Consider the following 14895-nt stretch of genomic DNA (forward strand, 5'->3'; position numbering starts at 1 on the left):
ATGTTCAGCATCAGGGGTGTATAAGTGGTGTCAGGCTTGCAATTGTGCAAGTTGCTGCGATAGCTGTTGCTTCAGCATAGGCGGAGTACCCTTATTTTCCAATGATTTTTACCGGCGATTATCTCCAGATATCGTAGCCGATGTTCAGCATCAGGGCGGAAGTGCTTAATATGGCGATTTGAATGCTTGTACGACCATGCTTATAACCTATTGCGGGGATAATGCCGAGACCGAGGCCGTTTTTATTCACCGGTATCTTATCTTCATGGGGAGGCACATAACCCAGAATCGCCCCTGCAGTAATTTTCAGGAAGAGATGTCTGGATTCCGAGCCGTAGATGAAGCGCTTGCCCCCATAGAGATAGCCGGAGGGCTGGTAATAGGAATTGCTGAAAATGGCGCCTCCCAACTCCCACCTGGAAGCGGATTCCCATTCCAGACCGGTATACCAGGGGTAGGAATTGCGTCCGGGGGTGGAGCTGTAATGATAGATATACGGACCGAAGTTGAGTTGCAACAGGTCTCCATCACCGAAAACGTCCGCTTTTGCATGGAAGGTTCCGAAAATGAAAACAAGATGGAAACAGAGCAGTACAGAGCGCATGGACCTCCTCCGCCGTAAGTATAACAGGTCCATGCCCAATGTCAGAGGTTGGGTAATCTACCGAAGAGAAAGGGGGGCCTCTGCCCCCCTAATCCATTGTGTGGCTCATTTGATGACGCCCAGCTGCCTGAAGAGTCCGTAGATGTCCATCACATCCCAGTGTTCGGCAAGTTTGCCGTCTTGTACCCGAAAGATGTCCACCGCATCGAAACTGTATTTCTGCCCATTTCCCGGAATCCCGAGCCATTCTTTTTCCAGTGTGCCCGAATAGGTGCCGTATACCCAGACCTCGTCTCCCTCGGCGACAATCTTTTTCAAACTGTAATTCCAATCGGGAACCGCGGCGAACCATGCTGCAAAAAACTCCTTGAATCCCGCCGAACCCTGCTTGACCAGCGGGTTATGCTGAATGTAATCGGCACGCACATACCGCTCTACCTCGCTGAGATCCTTCTTGACGAAGACCTCCTCTGCAAATCTGCCGATAAGTGCCTTGTTCACATCCTTCTCCTTTGCGATCGCTGTTCCACCCATGATGAAAAATAGTCCTGCCACCAACAGGGTTGCCTTGATTGCTTTCATTTACTGCCTCCTTTGAAAAATAAATTATTCGTCGCTAGCGAGCATGTTGCCAACGATAACAATATAGGTTACTATCCGCAAGTAGGCACCTTTTTGTATTGTAGTTACCTTTTGGTTACTATCGGATCTATCAAGGGGAAAAAGGAGATTTTTATGCGGTGGGATGTGTATAACGAGCGCTGTCCGACCCGAATGGTCCTGGACCGCATAGCCGACAAGTGGACGGTACTCATTATTGGCTCGCTGGAAAAAGGGACGAGAAGATTCGGCGATCTTCGCCGGGAAGTGGGGGGGATTTCACAGAAGATGCTGACCCAGACATTGCGGGGGCTTGAACGGGACGGTCTGGTGACCCGTGTCATCTATGCCACTGTCCCCCCCAAAGTCGAATATTCATTGACCGATCTCGGGCGGACCCTGGTAAGTGTCTTTGAGGGAATACGGCACTGGTCTGAAAGCAATATCGAGGAAGTTCTCAAGGCGCGGGAATTCTACGACAGCCGTGGAGATGCGTGACGTCAAGGCTTGCAATTGTGGGGAGGGCTAAGGGGTCTGCCCTTGGTGCGCCGGTGAAACCGGCGAGAGATAGTGAGTGAAAGTCTCATACGATGAAGGAGTAGCGAACCGCATCGGCCCCGAGTCATGCGCAGTCGTCCGTGAGGACGGCTGCGAAGCGTTGACAGGGGGGATGTGGGCCAGGTATTGAGCCGCGAAAAGACCCTCATCCGGGGTGCCGACGCCATCGAGGGCAGCGGAAGGCAAAACGGGATGTCTCGTAAGCGCGAGAAGCATTCCGACCCCGCGTGGTCTTAGACCCTGCGCACGCATGCAAGTCTCCCGCACGGGAACCGGGATATCCTGCGATTGGCCATTACGGATGGCATAATGGTCCGTGCCGTGAATTCTATGAAGCACGACGGCGATGCACGGTCGCGGGAAGTCGGACAGTTCCATAGTACCGAAGAAGCCCTCGAACAAAGGTTATGGTGCGCCACGGCCAGCGGAGGGGGTGGAGGGAAGGGGACTGGCCGAAGGGAATGCGTTGTTGCAAAACAGGCACTGAACACAGCGTCAGAAAAGGAATCGGAATGGACAGCCGTAATAGGGCACAAAACGGGAAACCGCAGCAACAGCCAACGGCAAGCTCCCATAGCCGCTCCATAGACCTGCAAAGCGCGCGGCAACGCATACGGCAGAAAGCCTTGGCAGATAAAGGTTTACGGTTCACAACACTCTGGCATCACGTCTATCACATCGACCACCTCCGGGAATCTTACTACAACTTAAAGCGGCACGCCGCACCGGGAGTGGACGAACAGACGTGGCAGCAGTACGGGGAGGACCTGGAAGGAAACCTTCAAGACCTCTCCAACCGGCTGCGGCGCGGAGCGTACCGGGCGAAGCCGGTCAGAAGGACATATGTCCCCAAATTAGATGGCAGCCAGAGACCAATCGGCATTCCCGCACTGGAAGACAAGATCGTCCAGCGCGCCACCGTAGAAGTCCTGAACTGCATCTACGAGGCCGATTTCAAAGGCTTCTCGTATGCATTTCGACCCAAGCGCAGCCAGCATAATGCGCTGGATGCGCTTACGGTCGGCATCACCACGAAGAAGGTGAGCTGGGTGCTTGATGCAGACATACGTGGATTTTTCGACGCCATCGACCACGCATGGCTGATGAAGTTCATCGAGCACAGAATCGCGGACCAGCGCGTTATCCGTCATAAGGACTCAACCTTATTTCATGGGTGTACAAGTCGCCATGATTTTTCCCGGCACAGCCCTCACAATCACGCGGGCCGTTAAAGCTGTAACTGTTCACGCCGCCGTACATAAGATGGATTCGTCGGTCGTGAAATGGTCCGAGTAAAGAGAGGTGGATTTCGAGCGTTCTGGCTTCGTTTCGATTGCCTTTTCCACTCTCTTTTATGGTGCACGTTTCCAGCCACGCATCATGCAGAGACGTAGGTGACTGGAGATCAAAATACTTTGCGTCGGATGCAAATGCATAGACGTGCGCAGGCAGTCTATCTTTGATTGTGAGAAGGTATTCTTGGTACCCATGGAAGTCGATGCTGTCTGAGTCCGACTTAAGAATGTGTTCCATTTTCTTTTTCCTGTGCCAACGGTGTGGGGGCGCAGCGGCGGAGCGTTAGCGGAGACCGCTGCCGCCTACTGGTTGTGCCTTAGTTGCATCCCTCGATATACTGGATGGACTCGAACTTCCCTGATCTGAAGCTTGTAACCTTTCCCTTCTCAGTCTCAAAAATGAATCCGTAGCCGGGCTTCAGCTTGATGATCAGATACTTTCCGTCCTCTTCGAGATAGGGATGTGCCTGCTCTTTTACTTTTCCTGGGAAGGCCTTTTTTACTGATGCTTCGGTGTCACCGACTCGTAAACCGTGGATCGACGCAAATTTTCTTGATGTGATGTCTATTCTGCTAATTCTCTCTTCTTCAATCATGAACCCGATGTCACCATACTTCCCGTCGGGGTAGACGTAGTAGCACTCCTCGTTCCCTGAATCTGATGGTTCTGTCTCTTTCAGCTTTATTCCTGATTTTTCCGAGGCCTCTTTAACTGTCATTCCGACAGCTATTGGGCCAAGACGATCAACCTGCAATTGTTGCTTTTCCAGTTTTTTCAGGTCAGTGGCAAAGGCAAGGCTGGTGGTAAGAAATAGGCTAGCGATGACAACGCCGGAGATTCTCATTTTCTTTCCTTTTAATTGCACAACGGCTGAGAGCGCACCAGCGGAGCGTAGCGGAGACTGTGTGTCGCGCTTTGTTGGGAGTTCGTGTCGTTTCGCTGTTTAGAACTTCCTTTTTATGAATTTCAGATAATATCCTAAGCAAATACAGAATAATGCAAACAGAACTAAATATATTTGAATTAAATGAGGAATCTTTTTTACAACCAACATTAATATGCAAATCAGTAAGTAGCCTATTAGCTTTGAATACTTCTTACTGAACTCAGTCATTTCATATAGATTGAACTTTATCGCAAGCCATGCCACTGGTAGAAAACAAAGCAAAGGAACGCTTACTACTTTAAGCGACCCACTTACTGAACCAGTCTCATGGAAAATGATAAATGGCATAAATGTGATGCCGAGTGCTATAAGGACTCCCAAAAACTTTTTTTCACTTAACTCCATGCCACACCTCATAGGGGTTGGAGTTGTTGGTGCTGTTTGGTGTTTTTTTCAAACAGTTATAGTTTATTTTCATTTTTGACTCTATTTTTTGTTATTAAATATAGGAAAAGACAAATTGTTTCATATGAAATTACCAGCAAATACATTTTTATTGTATCAGGTATCTTCTTTGTCACTGACATCATAATGCACATGACTATGATAAAGATGATTTGAGAATATTTTTTATCAGCCTCAGACATTATAAATAGTTTATATTTTATTACTATAAAAGCTAATGGCATAAATATTATAGTGGGAGCAATTATCATAGTTACTATGTCATAAACTGACTTTATTTTGTACGGCACTACAATCATCATAGAAATAGTAAAAAATATTGTAATTAATTTAAGAAATCTGATGGCTTTTTCGTCCATTAGCCTACCTCATACTTTCTTCTCAACCGAAGGTGACTTTCATTTATCCTTTGAATTAAAAACGCCTTAAGCATATTCATGCCTATAGCTATTCCAATTGATACCACAATTGGCAGTGCTGGAAAGGCAAGAGCCAAAGCTACACCCAGCACCAGAAATGACGAAATTATTAAATAAGAGCTGAGCCATTTATAAGGGTCTACGTCTGGATTAGAGTTGATTTGATTTAGATCCTGAAACCATTGCACAACAGAAAATACAACTCCAAACATCTTTACTACATTTTGAAATACTTTAACAAATTCGGCACTAATGCCATTTTTCAGTATGTCCAGTCTAAATCCAACCAATAGGCTAATGCCATCGACTAAACTCAATTTACTGTCGTCTACCGGCACGTTCGAGCCATTTAGCCCGCCACCTATCATATACGCGCCTTCGCCGGTTGTCGGGTTCGTGATGATATATCCGCAGCCTGTCCACCCTTTAAAAGTGATGTCAGTTTTTGAAACAGTAACTACCTTCCCAGCATTTACGGCATTCTGAATATCTGTCTTTACCTGCGCGTCCACCTGAAGCTGCGGCAGGATGCTGGCAATGTTCGACTGGTTTACGGTGTAAATCGGTATACCCAAGTCATTGGCTATGTTCAGGGCTTTAACTGCCGAGACTCCTTCAACAGGTGCGGCAGGGGTGGAGAACAGTTGCTCCGGTACAGCGTGTTCCAAAGCCGAAGAGTTCATTCCCGTCGCCAAGAGGTACTGAACTTTTGCTGCCTCATCACCGTTAAGCGCCTTGTTCACGGAAACATTCCTGTCAACGTCCATGACAAGCCCGCCGGAGCTTACACTGCGAGGTATTCCGAAAAACATATTCACCGCGACATCGGAAGAGAAGATGGCCTCCGATGGATACCGCGCAGACGCCATACCCATCGTAGATGCCTGAACAAAATTCATTACATCGAGTTGAGCATAGTAGGTTAAAGCAGTGGAATAGAGAATATCGCCTATGATGTCATCTTTAGTGAGCCCGGATACTTCCTGGGCTTCGAGCTTTGCTTTAGTGTCCGCCATCTTTGCTTTTAGCCCGAGGAGTTGTGCCTGTGCTACCCTTCCAGTATCCAGGGCGATTGCGTTAAATGCCCCTGCAAATATCGGGTTCGAGACGATCTCAGATGAATAGGCGGGGCTGGAAAACGTCATATCAAAGGTTTCAATGGCACCGAGGGTAACTGGCGTGCCTGTCGCCACCACCTGCCCATCAATTCGAAGTTCTGGCTTTACTTTGATGAGATATGCGGGAAGAGATGAAGGAAGTTCGTTCGGCTGTATAGGTGTGCCGTCTGCATGTGGCTGTGGAAGATATGAGTTAATGACTGCTTCATCTTGGGGGGTGGCAGGTGAGTAGCTGAGGGTGATCTTCTTGCCAGCCAGTTCAGGCAGGGCCTTTGTTATGTTCAGGGATGTGTCTATAACGGTGGCATCCGGATCTATTAACGATAGATCGACAGAATCACTCCTGACGTTGAAAGACAGATTATGCCGATAATTATCAGGTAGTTCAGCAAACGCTACTCCCCGCATTGCGCCTCGGTACGGTAACGTGCCGAGCAAATAGGGGTATTCTTTCTTGTCTATCTCCTTCTTGCCAAGCACATCGCCAATCGCGGCATTGGGATGGTTTTGCTGGAGGTAGGTCTGCACCCTGGATTGATAATCCTGTAGTGTTTGCTGGGTGAGGAGGGAATTTAGGCCTGTTGCGTAGCCAGCGGTTTCGTTGATGGTGGCGGTAGATTTGATCTGGTTGACAAATGTCTGTGTGTCAAAGGGAACGGCGGTCTTTATGTCGATCCCATTGGTGTAAATGTACTGCTTATAGCTGGCGTCAAGGCTTATCCACGTGTCCCCTTTTCCGGTTTTGTGTTTCGCTCCGCGTGAAGGCCTGTAGTTAATCCAGGCGTCCACCCAGACGTGCTCCATTCTAACTGCTACTATTTTGCCGCTGGTAACCAGCCCTTTCGTCGGCATCCCGCCGCTGGACATGTAATCAAGGGCCGCCATAGGGTCGGTGAAACCACCTGCCCAGTTCATGACTTTCTCAATGGGAAGTTCTATGGTGCCTGTGACGTAGCGGGCATGGATGCCGGAAGCACGCAGGAGCGCAATGAGAAGAGACGCCGTGTCAATGGCGTTTCCCTGTTTGGTGAGAAGGGTTTGGTTGGCACCCTGAATGGAGCCCCAGGTGGGGACAAATTCGACGTTATTCCGCACCCACTCGTAAATCTTGACGGGCTTGTACTCAAGTTCCTGGGCCTTGGCTCTGATTTCCGGGGTTAGCTGGACTTCAATTGTTTCAGCAAGATCAGCAGGTCCGGCAGGTTCTTTTTTGAGTGGAGTAGTTGCGGTGACGGTGCTTGTCGTGAGTAACCCGGCCAAGGAGCCGGCCGAGGCGACCAAAATTCGCTTCTGGTCTCTCCAAGACGTCTGGTTTTTCTTTATGTCTTTCTCGAATTCTTCCTTGTTGAGTCTTGGCTCCCGCTTCTTAACTTTAGGTTGCCGGTGCGGGAGATTGTTGGGATCAAAGGGTTTATGTTTTTTCTCTACCTTGACCTTTTTCAGGTGTTTTACAGCCTTGTCAATCTCCGCTTCGGCTTCTGCTTTGTCTTTGGCCTTTTCGATCCGGTCGATGTTTCCCTTCAACTCGGTGAGATTGTCATCATAGTGTTTGACGAACTTGTAATGCCGCTGGAGGACTTCATCAGGTAGCTTCGCGTCTTTGAGCTTCTTTTCCGTCTCGGCGAACTGTTTGCGGATTTCCTTGTCTGCTGTTTCTATTTCAGTTTTAGCGGCCTTCAGCCGCTCTTTCTTGGTTTCAATATCCGCCTTGGTGTCAGCTAGGCTCGCTTGCAGCTCTTCCGTGGTTTTTGCAAACCGCTCCTCAGGACCAGCGGGTTTTTTCTTGTGCTGCTCCTTCGACTTTTCTTTCTTTATGGCGTCCTGCGCGGCACTAGCAATGCTGAATACTCCGCAACCCGTCCATGTGAAGAAGCACAGTACGACTACCGCTATTACCTTTGAATATCTACGAAACATCATCTCCTCCTCGCCGTTGAAATCATTTCATTATTTATGGTTCTCTTTCAATTCTCTCAACGGGCCGGGAGATCACCGGCCATCAGGCCGGTGTATCTTCCTGGTTATCTGCTCGTTTTGAAACATCTATTTCGTCGCTCTGATGGATATCAACAATGAAAGAACCAATGATAACAAAGACCGCCATGGTCATTACAAAATACACATGATGAATCAAGCTTCTAAAGGTGAGTCCGTAGATCATGTAGGTAATCAGCCATCCAGCAGCAATAAACAGTCTTATTATTCTATTTGATTCATATTTTCTTCGTATTAAATACAAGCCGACATCAAGGCTAAGAGCAATTGACCAAGTCGCAAGGATTATTTGCATTGACCTTGCTCGTTCCGCGCTATCCCACACTATAAGCAGGCACAACACATATGAGAGCCCGATCGCCGTTAGGAATTTTCTTTTTTCCGATTTGCTTGTCATGATTTCCTTCAGATAACGGTAGTGAGGCGCTGCGGCGCGGAGTCTTTTCCCGCGACCGTCAGCCGCCGATGGTTATGCGCGTTTGTCGGCAAGCATACGGTAGCAATCTTCTCGTATTGATGCTGTCCTATCCAAGAAATACTCAAGATTCGATTTGTCCAGGCAAAGCACTCGATTCTCGCTTATGCAATCAAGACTTATGAGGATTTCTGAAATTGCTTTCAGTCTCTCGTGTATGTCCTCCGACTCCTTGGGCCAGAATACCCCCAAAACCTTTTCCTTCTCGAAGTACCGAGTTCCCAGCTCCAAATTCTCGCTTTTATAGAAAGTAATTGTATTCACTCCGTTGTTCCATTTTGGAGGGAAAAGAACAAGGATCGGCTCAAATTCCTTCCGAGTTAACGTATGCCTACAGCCGTTTTGGATTACCAGTTTCATAATCTGCTCACATCACCTAGGCCAGGAACTCCTGGTCTATCAATCTTTGAAGAGTCGATTCGCGATGCCGAAATATCCAATACCCGCTAAGCTTAAAGAAATTATGCATATCGCTTGTTATTTGTGATTCCAAAAGTAAGGCCAATTGCGATAACTCCAACGAATCCAAAGAGCAATGCTACTCCAACCTTATTGGCTTCTTTTTTGGATATTGTGGTCCCGCTGAAGCCGACCTTGTAATCGTGTTTATCTTTATTCTTCATTTTTTCTCGCATAATGGCGCGGCAGTTGACCGGGCGGTGTTTTTCGGCCCGGTCAACTGTCTTGTTGGAGTTCACCTATTCACTTGGCAGCCGGAATTTGCATTCTCGCTTCCTTTATTGATTCCAGGATGCTTTCGTAGTTTAGCCTCTTTTTGTCGTAATCAGGGGCCTCTCTAGGCGCCCAAGCAATTTTTCGCAGTTCATTGTTTTTTAGTGCCAGCGTACTCATCAGTTCTGCCACATCCAGTTCCAGTCTAGCCTCTTCTAGTTTATTTAATTGGATTAGGCACCGTGCTTTCTCGATGTGAAAATCTGGCTCCTTCGAGGAGTGTATAGCTCTGTCAGCAAATTCTGCCGCATTCTTAGGGTCATTTCTGTGACGGAGAACAAGTGATAGCTCAGCATGTGCTTTTGCAAACTCTTCATCCCCATATGCTTTATCACACCCCTCAATAAACTTTACGGCAGCCACCTCAAGCGCGTTCCAGTCTTTAGCTTTAAGGGCGGCATCTCGTTTAGGTTTGTTTTCGACACATGCTTGGGGGAATTCGATAGCCTCTCGACTACATGCTGTGCTGCAAAGAAGAACGAAAACCATGATAGAGGTAAATGTCTTTGAAATCATCGAAATCATCCTTTTTCCTTCCAACGGCTGAGAGCACAGCGGGTTCACCGCTGTTGCGCTTGGTTATCTGAAAAATGCAGTATTGCTAGTATCCGGATTGCTTGCCGACCATACTCTCTATTTCGACTCTGAGAACTGTTGTGCTAGCAACAGACTGCTCTGGAAATGAGAACGAACGATTCGAGTACTGCTTCATTATAATTTTTAGAGCTCTACGCTTTTCTTCAATATCCTCAATGAAAATTGCCTTGCCAAATCCAATGACGCTTTTGTATCTCATGCCCCAATCACAAGCTTCTTCGTTTTCTACGATCTCAGTATTTGCATCAAATTCAAAGCAAACGGAGTTGTTTCTCCTGATTATCTCAATTTTCCGCCCTTCGTGAGCAGCATGGAAATATAAATAACCATCCTCATACCCAAAACTGAGCGGCACAACATATGGTTGATAACCATCGCTCAGTCCAAGTCGACAGACCATCGATTGTTGAATAACAGCTCTGAGAGTTGGCTGATCTTTAATTTCTTTTTCGTGTCTTCTCATCATGCATTATTCCTTTCAGATAACGTCACAAGGCGCACCGGCGGAGCGGAGCGTAGACCGCGTGCCGCCGCGTGTTGAGCATTCCCTTACTTGTTGTAACCATTGGTGATGATATCGGGATTCAGCTTCTGCAACTCAGTTGTCAACGACTCAGGATTATTTATAAGATTTGTGATTCTAATCGCTCCTTTATTAGTAATGATCTTTATGACCATCAAGCCATCATGTATTTCTGAAATGTCAGTAGCATAAAGCGTTTTCCTCCGCAGGATGGACCTGCATAACAAGGTTCCGCTCTTATAAATTTCAACTCTATGCGCAGTAAAAAAAAGGAAATACCAATAGATCGGCAGCATAAACGGGAGCATCAATGTTGTTGCATGTCTGCCTGAGTAAGGGGGGAAGGCAACCCAGAGGGAAATTAAGAACAGCACTGCATAAACAATTCTTAACGCTACTGATGTCTCGAAAGTCTTTACTTCTTGTTCCATTCGTTTTCTTTCCATTGCTCAACGCCATAAGCCTGACCGGCTGCGGCCGGTCTTGGCGCTGGTTAGCTGTGGGGGTTGATTTTAAAGATGTGATCTTTTGTTTTCTTACCGAAGCTGATTTCTATGTCAGACATTTCCCGTGTTATCTCTAGAATTTGTTCTCGCGGCAATCCCGTTTTCTTCATGATTCGGTGAATAGTCGTCCACTCGAAACTGCTACTATCGATAACATCTCGAATCAAAGTCTGTATATCACGTGAAGGCTCTTGTTTCTCCTCGGCAACAGGGACGACAACTGCGGTCTCGGTTGGTTCGACAGCGGCTGCCTTGTCGGTAAGATCTTCTATCTTCGCGCCTAACTCTTCTATGTTCTTCTCACGCTCTTTTGCATTTATTTCGTATTTTGACCTCAGTTCATTTAGTTCTTCATGCGTCTTCTTTATCTCAGCATGTAGTGCTTGTGCGTCAGTTAGTAATTTTTTTAATTCAGTAGTTGACTCATTAATCGAGGCATGTGCTTTTCTAACATCGAATCCAAAGAAAGCAACTCCCAATATTGCTAGAATTGTAACGAATCCTCCACCAATCCAGACTGCAGCCTTAAAAAACTTCACTGCGTCTTCCGTTAGGTTTAGGGTGACTTGAGCTGGTGGCGCATCAACTGCAAAAGCAGCAGTCGCAACAAAAATCAGCACTAGCACTAGCAGCATATATATTCTTCTCAACTTTCAACCTCCTCTTGTATCAGTTAACGCCTGAGAGCACAGCGGCGGGCTTCATCCGCTCGCTGTTGCGCGTGGTTGGACTTTATGTCTTTTTCAGTTTCTCATATGTCTGCCAAAAGCATTTTTTGTATGCCGAATACGCTCTCGCTACGTCATTTTCTGTTACATCTTCCTCGATTGCTGAGGCACCGACCATCGTCTCGAACTTCTTCGCCACCATGTTCCAGCTTTTCATCAATGTCTTCGATTTTTTTGTCAGGTTTTTCCTTAGCTCGATGCCTTCTTCCGTCAGTGAGTATTTCTTCCCGACCTTACACACCAATCCCTGTTGGATAAGCCAACCCAAGCTTGTTTGTAGCTCCTTGTGAGTCGGGATCGCGTGGTTGAGGCCGTCAGCCGTCGCAATGACTTCCTGCAACGACGCAGGCTTTTCAGGTACCGACAGAAATATCCAACTGTAAGTTTCCGATTCGTTCATTTTTTTCTTTTGTACAACGTCACAAGCCTGACCAGCGGAACGAAGTGGAGACTGGTCTAGGCGCAAGTTATACATTTCTCTCCACTTTGGGAGGTAATAATGAACACTGTAAGAAAGGCCCAAGAGTTTCTTCTTAGACCTATAAAAAATTTCATAATCAACACAGTAGCAGAGGCGCTGACTAGGCGGGAAACTCGTCTACGTCAATCTGTAAGGTTTGTTTTGCCTGATTCAGAATATACGTGTAGATTTCGTTAAGAGTTTTGTCTTGAAGTTCTCGCTTAAGGTAGTGAATTGTTATTTGTGTATTAGATATTTCAGCTTCATCTGTAGGCCTACTTAAACTAACAGTTGCTGTTATTTCAGTTAGTTCTTCTCCTGCAAACTTAGATGGTTGGTAGCAAAGTTTGATCATTGCGATTTCGGTTGCCATACTCATTTCCTCCTCTTGGGTAATTGTGCCTTGGTGGAGCACTTTTTAATTTTTGATGTATAACGTCTCAAGGCGCCAGCGGCGGAGCGCCAGCGAAGACCGCTGTCGCCGCTGGTTAGGCATTCTCGCCGAAGATATGCGCAATCAAATTCCTATAAATTGGTAAAGCATTTCCGCCAGGGTTTATCACTACTCCGTCATACGAACCTGTTTGAACATAGCTGCTTACTTGGTTGCTTGGCATTATTAGTCCTGAAAAATGGGACGGAGCGTAGTTCTGGAACTCTTTCCAGTCAGTGAATAGAGTCAATAATCGTCGGTTGTCTGAGTCTTGGACTTCAAGAATTCCAAACTTGCTCCCCTTCTGAATTTCTATTTCACCTTTTCCAATTTCTTGTTTATTGAGCCCTCTCTCGTCAATAGCGGCCAGGAATACAGCCTTTCGTATTGCCTCCACTAACTCCACCGTGCTTTCGTTTGAGTTGTGATTTGCGTGATTTTGAATTGCGGCCACTAGATCCGGATTTTCAACTGGCTTGTTTACGTCAATATTCGATCCGCTACTTTTTTTCTTAAATGGCCACATAGTTATCCTTTTTTTGCCTAACGGCTTGCGCCCTTGACCCGCCCGGGGCGTTTCTCAGCCCCGGTCGGTGTCCAAGGGCCTGTTGGATGCTTTCTTTCCTCATGTAGTTCAGCCGTGCTCATTTTCGACTTTTTAAGCGCTGCTGGACATTTCTTGTAATCAATAGAGTCATGAGTCCTAATACGACAGAGACCGCCATTTCATGCCATTTCATCGCCTTTAACACGAATTTCATCGGTTCTTTGATCCCTTGGTATCTTGTGATGTCCCATAAAATCAAAATCGGTAAAACCACCGTTGAAAGCAGCAAAACAGTTGATGTGCCCAAGTAGGTAAGAGGGCCAATTAACGCTGCTACTGCGACAGCTAATACGAGCATTATCAAGAGGATGTATTGTTCAGCAGAAGTCATAACCGGCACTACAAGAACGAAAACCGTTATCACTCCATACGCGATCGACGCACGTTTCCAACTCCACTTCTCGCTTTTATTACTCATTTTGTCGATGAGCGGAGGAATGGTCATGCATACGAGGATAGTTATCAAACTGCCATAGACTGGAATCATTTTCCCCTCATCCAACGGTTTCGGCGCTGAGCGGCGCGGCGAAGCTGCGTCCGTCTCTAGTGCATGGTTATGCGGCCTCGCTCTTATAAAACTTATACAGAGACCAGGGCCAGAGCAGCACGAATATTAGGACCATCGACATCTGGACCGCAGCAAGGATAAATATCGTGATAGATACAGTGACGGCTATCAGTTGGCTTTTTTTGCTTAATTTTGTAGGCACAAGCAACGCAACGGCTATTCCTAGTGAAAAGAATCCTGCTACAAGAAGGAACATGATTTTGGGACTTGTGGGGGCAATGGCCATAAATTCCCTCAAGCCTGCCGCATTTATGATAATTGCAACTGCACCGACATTACCAACTGCGGAAAGAACGCTCATCATGGCTGCAAATTTTCTTGGGTTGTCAGATTTCATTTTTTCTCCGCATAACGTGTATGAGGCGCACCCGCCGCGTCAGCGGTCGGTGTGCCGCCGAGAGTTGGACATCAGTACTTTGCCGTATTTAGCCATTTAATCTCATCGGCCACGAATGCCTGCGATGCGGTAATTTCGACTTCTACATATTCTTCTTTTAGCTTTTCATATGGATCTGCTGATAGCAAAAGGTACTGCTTCTGATTTCCATACATGAAGCCGACATGGTCAAATCTGGTTTTTATTCCGTCTTTGGTTTTCAAGATAGCAGCAACTTTAATCTTGTCTCCATTCGGTGCTACCAGCGCCCAGCCTTTGGATTTCTGCTTGTACGCTGACGGAACTGCAATTAGCAGAAAGTTGAATGGGTACTTTGTTGTTCTGATGGGTTTTGACGGTCTTATCGTCAATGTATTTTCAGTCACCTTCTCAGATTTATTCGAAATTACAACTTCCTCTTCGGAGGTTGAAGCACACGAAATAAGCAAGCCCGCCAAAAGGAGGAAAAGCATTTTTTTCATTCTTTTTCCTTGTCGTCCAACGGCGGCTCGGCATGACCTGCGCGGCAGGGCTTTATCCTGCCGCGTCAGCGTCTATGCCGGTGTTGGGCATCGCTTCTCTATAGCTCTGTCTGTACAGCAAATACGGTAAATTCCTCTCCTTCGTCACGGAGAGTTCAGCTCTGACTTTGATATTACGCGCCCGTCAGAGCTAAATCCTACTACCCACCACTCTGGCGGAATTGAATGCCCATATAAATATTCATGATCGCAGTTCGCCTCGCGGCACCACAAAGGCTCAGGTCTTTTTTGTATTCCGTCAGGTTTACCCATCTTTTTTATGACAGATGCTTCCGTATCTCCTATCCGTACAGCCTCAAGCCATTTCGGGTAGTGAGAAATCTTATACCATCTCGTAGCACCGTAACTCCCACCTGACACCAGTAGCAATCCGAGCATGATGAAAATTACTTTTCTTCTTTCGTTTT

18 protein-coding genes are annotated in these 14895 nt (G+C 46.8%); 2 read left to right on the forward strand and 16 right to left on the reverse strand.

Features of this window, described 5'->3' with window-relative positions:
• Nucleotides 1-118: 118 nt before the first annotated feature.
• Together GEOB_RS04840 and GEOB_RS04845 are read right to left on the reverse strand one after the other, a co-directional pair.
• Nucleotides 119-604 carry a hypothetical protein gene (locus GEOB_RS04840; RefSeq protein WP_012646063.1) on the reverse strand — a complete coding sequence of 162 codons (486 nt, stop codon included), beginning with the start codon at nucleotides 602-604 and terminating at the stop codon, nucleotides 119-121.
• Nucleotides 605-709: 105 nt separating this feature from the next.
• The gene (locus GEOB_RS04845; protein WP_012646064.1) at nucleotides 710-1186 is read right to left on the reverse strand and encodes an ester cyclase; all 477 of its coding nucleotides are present in this window, start codon (nucleotides 1184-1186) and stop codon (nucleotides 710-712) included.
• A gap of 153 nt (nucleotides 1187-1339) precedes the next feature.
• Between GEOB_RS04845 and GEOB_RS04850 the strand changes: the two genes are divergently transcribed.
• Entirely contained in the window at nucleotides 1340-1702 is a 363-nt protein-coding gene (locus GEOB_RS04850; protein WP_012646065.1) for a winged helix-turn-helix transcriptional regulator, read from the forward strand.
• Nucleotides 1703-2274: 572 nt separating this feature from the next.
• Nucleotides 2275-2994, forward strand: coding sequence for a reverse transcriptase domain-containing protein (locus tag GEOB_RS04855; RefSeq protein ID WP_012646066.1), 720 nt, complete (start codon nucleotides 2275-2277; stop codon nucleotides 2992-2994).
• Nucleotides 2995-3374: 380 nt separating this feature from the next.
• Here the strand turns inward: GEOB_RS04855 and GEOB_RS04860 are convergent, their stop codons facing one another.
• From GEOB_RS04860 to GEOB_RS04940, 14 genes are all read right to left on the reverse strand, one after another.
• Nucleotides 3375-3902: a hypothetical protein gene (locus tag GEOB_RS04860; RefSeq protein WP_012646068.1), complete on the reverse strand. Its 528-nt coding sequence runs from the start codon at nucleotides 3900-3902 to the stop codon at nucleotides 3375-3377.
• 865 nt (nucleotides 3903-4767) lie between these two features.
• Entirely contained in the window at nucleotides 4768-7866 is a 3099-nt protein-coding gene (locus tag GEOB_RS04875) for a transglutaminase-like domain-containing protein (protein WP_230199015.1), read from the reverse strand.
• Between the two features lie 79 nt (nucleotides 7867-7945).
• The gene (locus GEOB_RS04880) at nucleotides 7946-8338 is read right to left on the reverse strand and encodes a hypothetical protein (protein WP_012646072.1); all 393 of its coding nucleotides are present in this window, start codon (nucleotides 8336-8338) and stop codon (nucleotides 7946-7948) included.
• 539 nt (nucleotides 8339-8877) lie between these two features.
• Complete coding sequence (locus GEOB_RS04890; protein ID WP_012646074.1) at nucleotides 8878-9039, reverse strand: hypothetical protein; 162 nt, start codon at nucleotides 9037-9039, stop codon at nucleotides 8878-8880.
• A gap of 79 nt (nucleotides 9040-9118) precedes the next feature.
• Nucleotides 9119-9664, reverse strand: coding sequence for a CDC27 family protein (locus GEOB_RS04895; protein ID WP_012646075.1), 546 nt, complete (start codon nucleotides 9662-9664; stop codon nucleotides 9119-9121).
• Between the two features lie 85 nt (nucleotides 9665-9749).
• A complete protein-coding gene (locus GEOB_RS04900) occupies nucleotides 9750-10211 on the reverse strand; it encodes a pyridoxamine 5'-phosphate oxidase family protein (protein WP_012646076.1) in 462 nt (153 codons plus the stop codon).
• Between the two features lie 83 nt (nucleotides 10212-10294).
• Entirely contained in the window at nucleotides 10295-10699 is a 405-nt protein-coding gene (locus GEOB_RS04905) for a hypothetical protein (RefSeq protein ID WP_012646077.1), read from the reverse strand.
• Nucleotides 10700-10761: 62 nt separating this feature from the next.
• Complete coding sequence (locus GEOB_RS04910; RefSeq protein WP_012646078.1) at nucleotides 10762-11424, reverse strand: hypothetical protein; 663 nt, start codon at nucleotides 11422-11424, stop codon at nucleotides 10762-10764.
• A gap of 82 nt (nucleotides 11425-11506) precedes the next feature.
• On the reverse strand, nucleotides 11507-11977 hold the full coding sequence (locus GEOB_RS04915) for a hypothetical protein (protein WP_012646079.1): 471 nt from the start codon (nucleotides 11975-11977) through the stop codon (nucleotides 11507-11509).
• A gap of 106 nt (nucleotides 11978-12083) precedes the next feature.
• A complete protein-coding gene (locus GEOB_RS04920; RefSeq protein ID WP_012646080.1) occupies nucleotides 12084-12335 on the reverse strand; it encodes a hypothetical protein in 252 nt (83 codons plus the stop codon).
• A 115-nt stretch (nucleotides 12336-12450) separates the two neighbouring features.
• Entirely contained in the window at nucleotides 12451-12921 is a 471-nt protein-coding gene (locus GEOB_RS04925) for an SseB family protein (protein WP_012646081.1), read from the reverse strand.
• A gap of 118 nt (nucleotides 12922-13039) precedes the next feature.
• Entirely contained in the window at nucleotides 13040-13489 is a 450-nt protein-coding gene (locus tag GEOB_RS04930; RefSeq protein WP_012646082.1) for a hypothetical protein, read from the reverse strand.
• 67 nt (nucleotides 13490-13556) lie between these two features.
• A complete protein-coding gene (locus GEOB_RS04935) occupies nucleotides 13557-13907 on the reverse strand; it encodes a hypothetical protein (RefSeq protein WP_012646083.1) in 351 nt (116 codons plus the stop codon).
• Nucleotides 13908-13978: 71 nt separating this feature from the next.
• A complete protein-coding gene (locus tag GEOB_RS04940; RefSeq protein ID WP_012646084.1) occupies nucleotides 13979-14428 on the reverse strand; it encodes a hypothetical protein in 450 nt (149 codons plus the stop codon).
• Nucleotides 14429-14895: the final 467 nt, after the last annotated feature.

The organism is Geotalea daltonii FRC-32 (assembly GCF_000022265.1).
Classification (GTDB): Bacteria; Desulfobacterota; Desulfuromonadia; order Geobacterales; family Geobacteraceae; genus Geotalea; species Geotalea daltonii.

Bases quoted from the DNA above. Each gene is read 5' to 3' on its own strand.
- GEOB_RS04840 (WP_012646063.1), bottom strand. From the start codon at position 604: ATGCGCTCTGTACTGCTCTGTTTCCATCTTGTTTTCATTTTCGGAACC.
- GEOB_RS04845 (WP_012646064.1), bottom strand. From the start codon at position 1,186: ATGAAAGCAATCAAGGCAACCCTGTTGGTGGCAGGACTATTTTTCATC.
- GEOB_RS04850 (WP_012646065.1), top strand. From the start codon at position 1,340: ATGCGGTGGGATGTGTATAACGAGCGCTGTCCGACCCGAATGGTCCTG.
- GEOB_RS04855 (WP_012646066.1), top strand. From the start codon at position 2,275: ATGGACAGCCGTAATAGGGCACAAAACGGGAAACCGCAGCAACAGCCA.
- GEOB_RS04860 (WP_012646068.1), bottom strand. From the start codon at position 3,902: ATGAGAATCTCCGGCGTTGTCATCGCTAGCCTATTTCTTACCACCAGC.
- GEOB_RS04875 (WP_230199015.1), bottom strand. From the start codon at position 7,866: ATGATGTTTCGTAGATATTCAAAGGTAATAGCGGTAGTCGTACTGTGC.
- GEOB_RS04880 (WP_012646072.1), bottom strand. From the start codon at position 8,338: ATGACAAGCAAATCGGAAAAAAGAAAATTCCTAACGGCGATCGGGCTC.
- GEOB_RS04890 (WP_012646074.1), bottom strand. From the start codon at position 9,039: ATGAAGAATAAAGATAAACACGATTACAAGGTCGGCTTCAGCGGGACC.
- GEOB_RS04895 (WP_012646075.1), bottom strand. From the start codon at position 9,664: ATGATTTCAAAGACATTTACCTCTATCATGGTTTTCGTTCTTCTTTGC.
- GEOB_RS04900 (WP_012646076.1), bottom strand. From the start codon at position 10,211: ATGATGAGAAGACACGAAAAAGAAATTAAAGATCAGCCAACTCTCAGA.
- GEOB_RS04905 (WP_012646077.1), bottom strand. From the start codon at position 10,699: ATGGAACAAGAAGTAAAGACTTTCGAGACATCAGTAGCGTTAAGAATT.
- GEOB_RS04915 (WP_012646079.1), bottom strand. From the start codon at position 11,977: ATGTATAACTTGCGCCTAGACCAGTCTCCACTTCGTTCCGCTGGTCAG.
- GEOB_RS04920 (WP_012646080.1), bottom strand. From the start codon at position 12,335: ATGGCAACCGAAATCGCAATGATCAAACTTTGCTACCAACCATCTAAG.
- GEOB_RS04925 (WP_012646081.1), bottom strand. From the start codon at position 12,921: ATGTGGCCATTTAAGAAAAAAAGTAGCGGATCGAATATTGACGTAAAC.
- GEOB_RS04930 (WP_012646082.1), bottom strand. From the start codon at position 13,489: ATGATTCCAGTCTATGGCAGTTTGATAACTATCCTCGTATGCATGACC.
- GEOB_RS04935 (WP_012646083.1), bottom strand. From the start codon at position 13,907: ATGAAATCTGACAACCCAAGAAAATTTGCAGCCATGATGAGCGTTCTT.
- GEOB_RS04940 (WP_012646084.1), bottom strand. From the start codon at position 14,428: ATGAAAAAAATGCTTTTCCTCCTTTTGGCGGGCTTGCTTATTTCGTGT.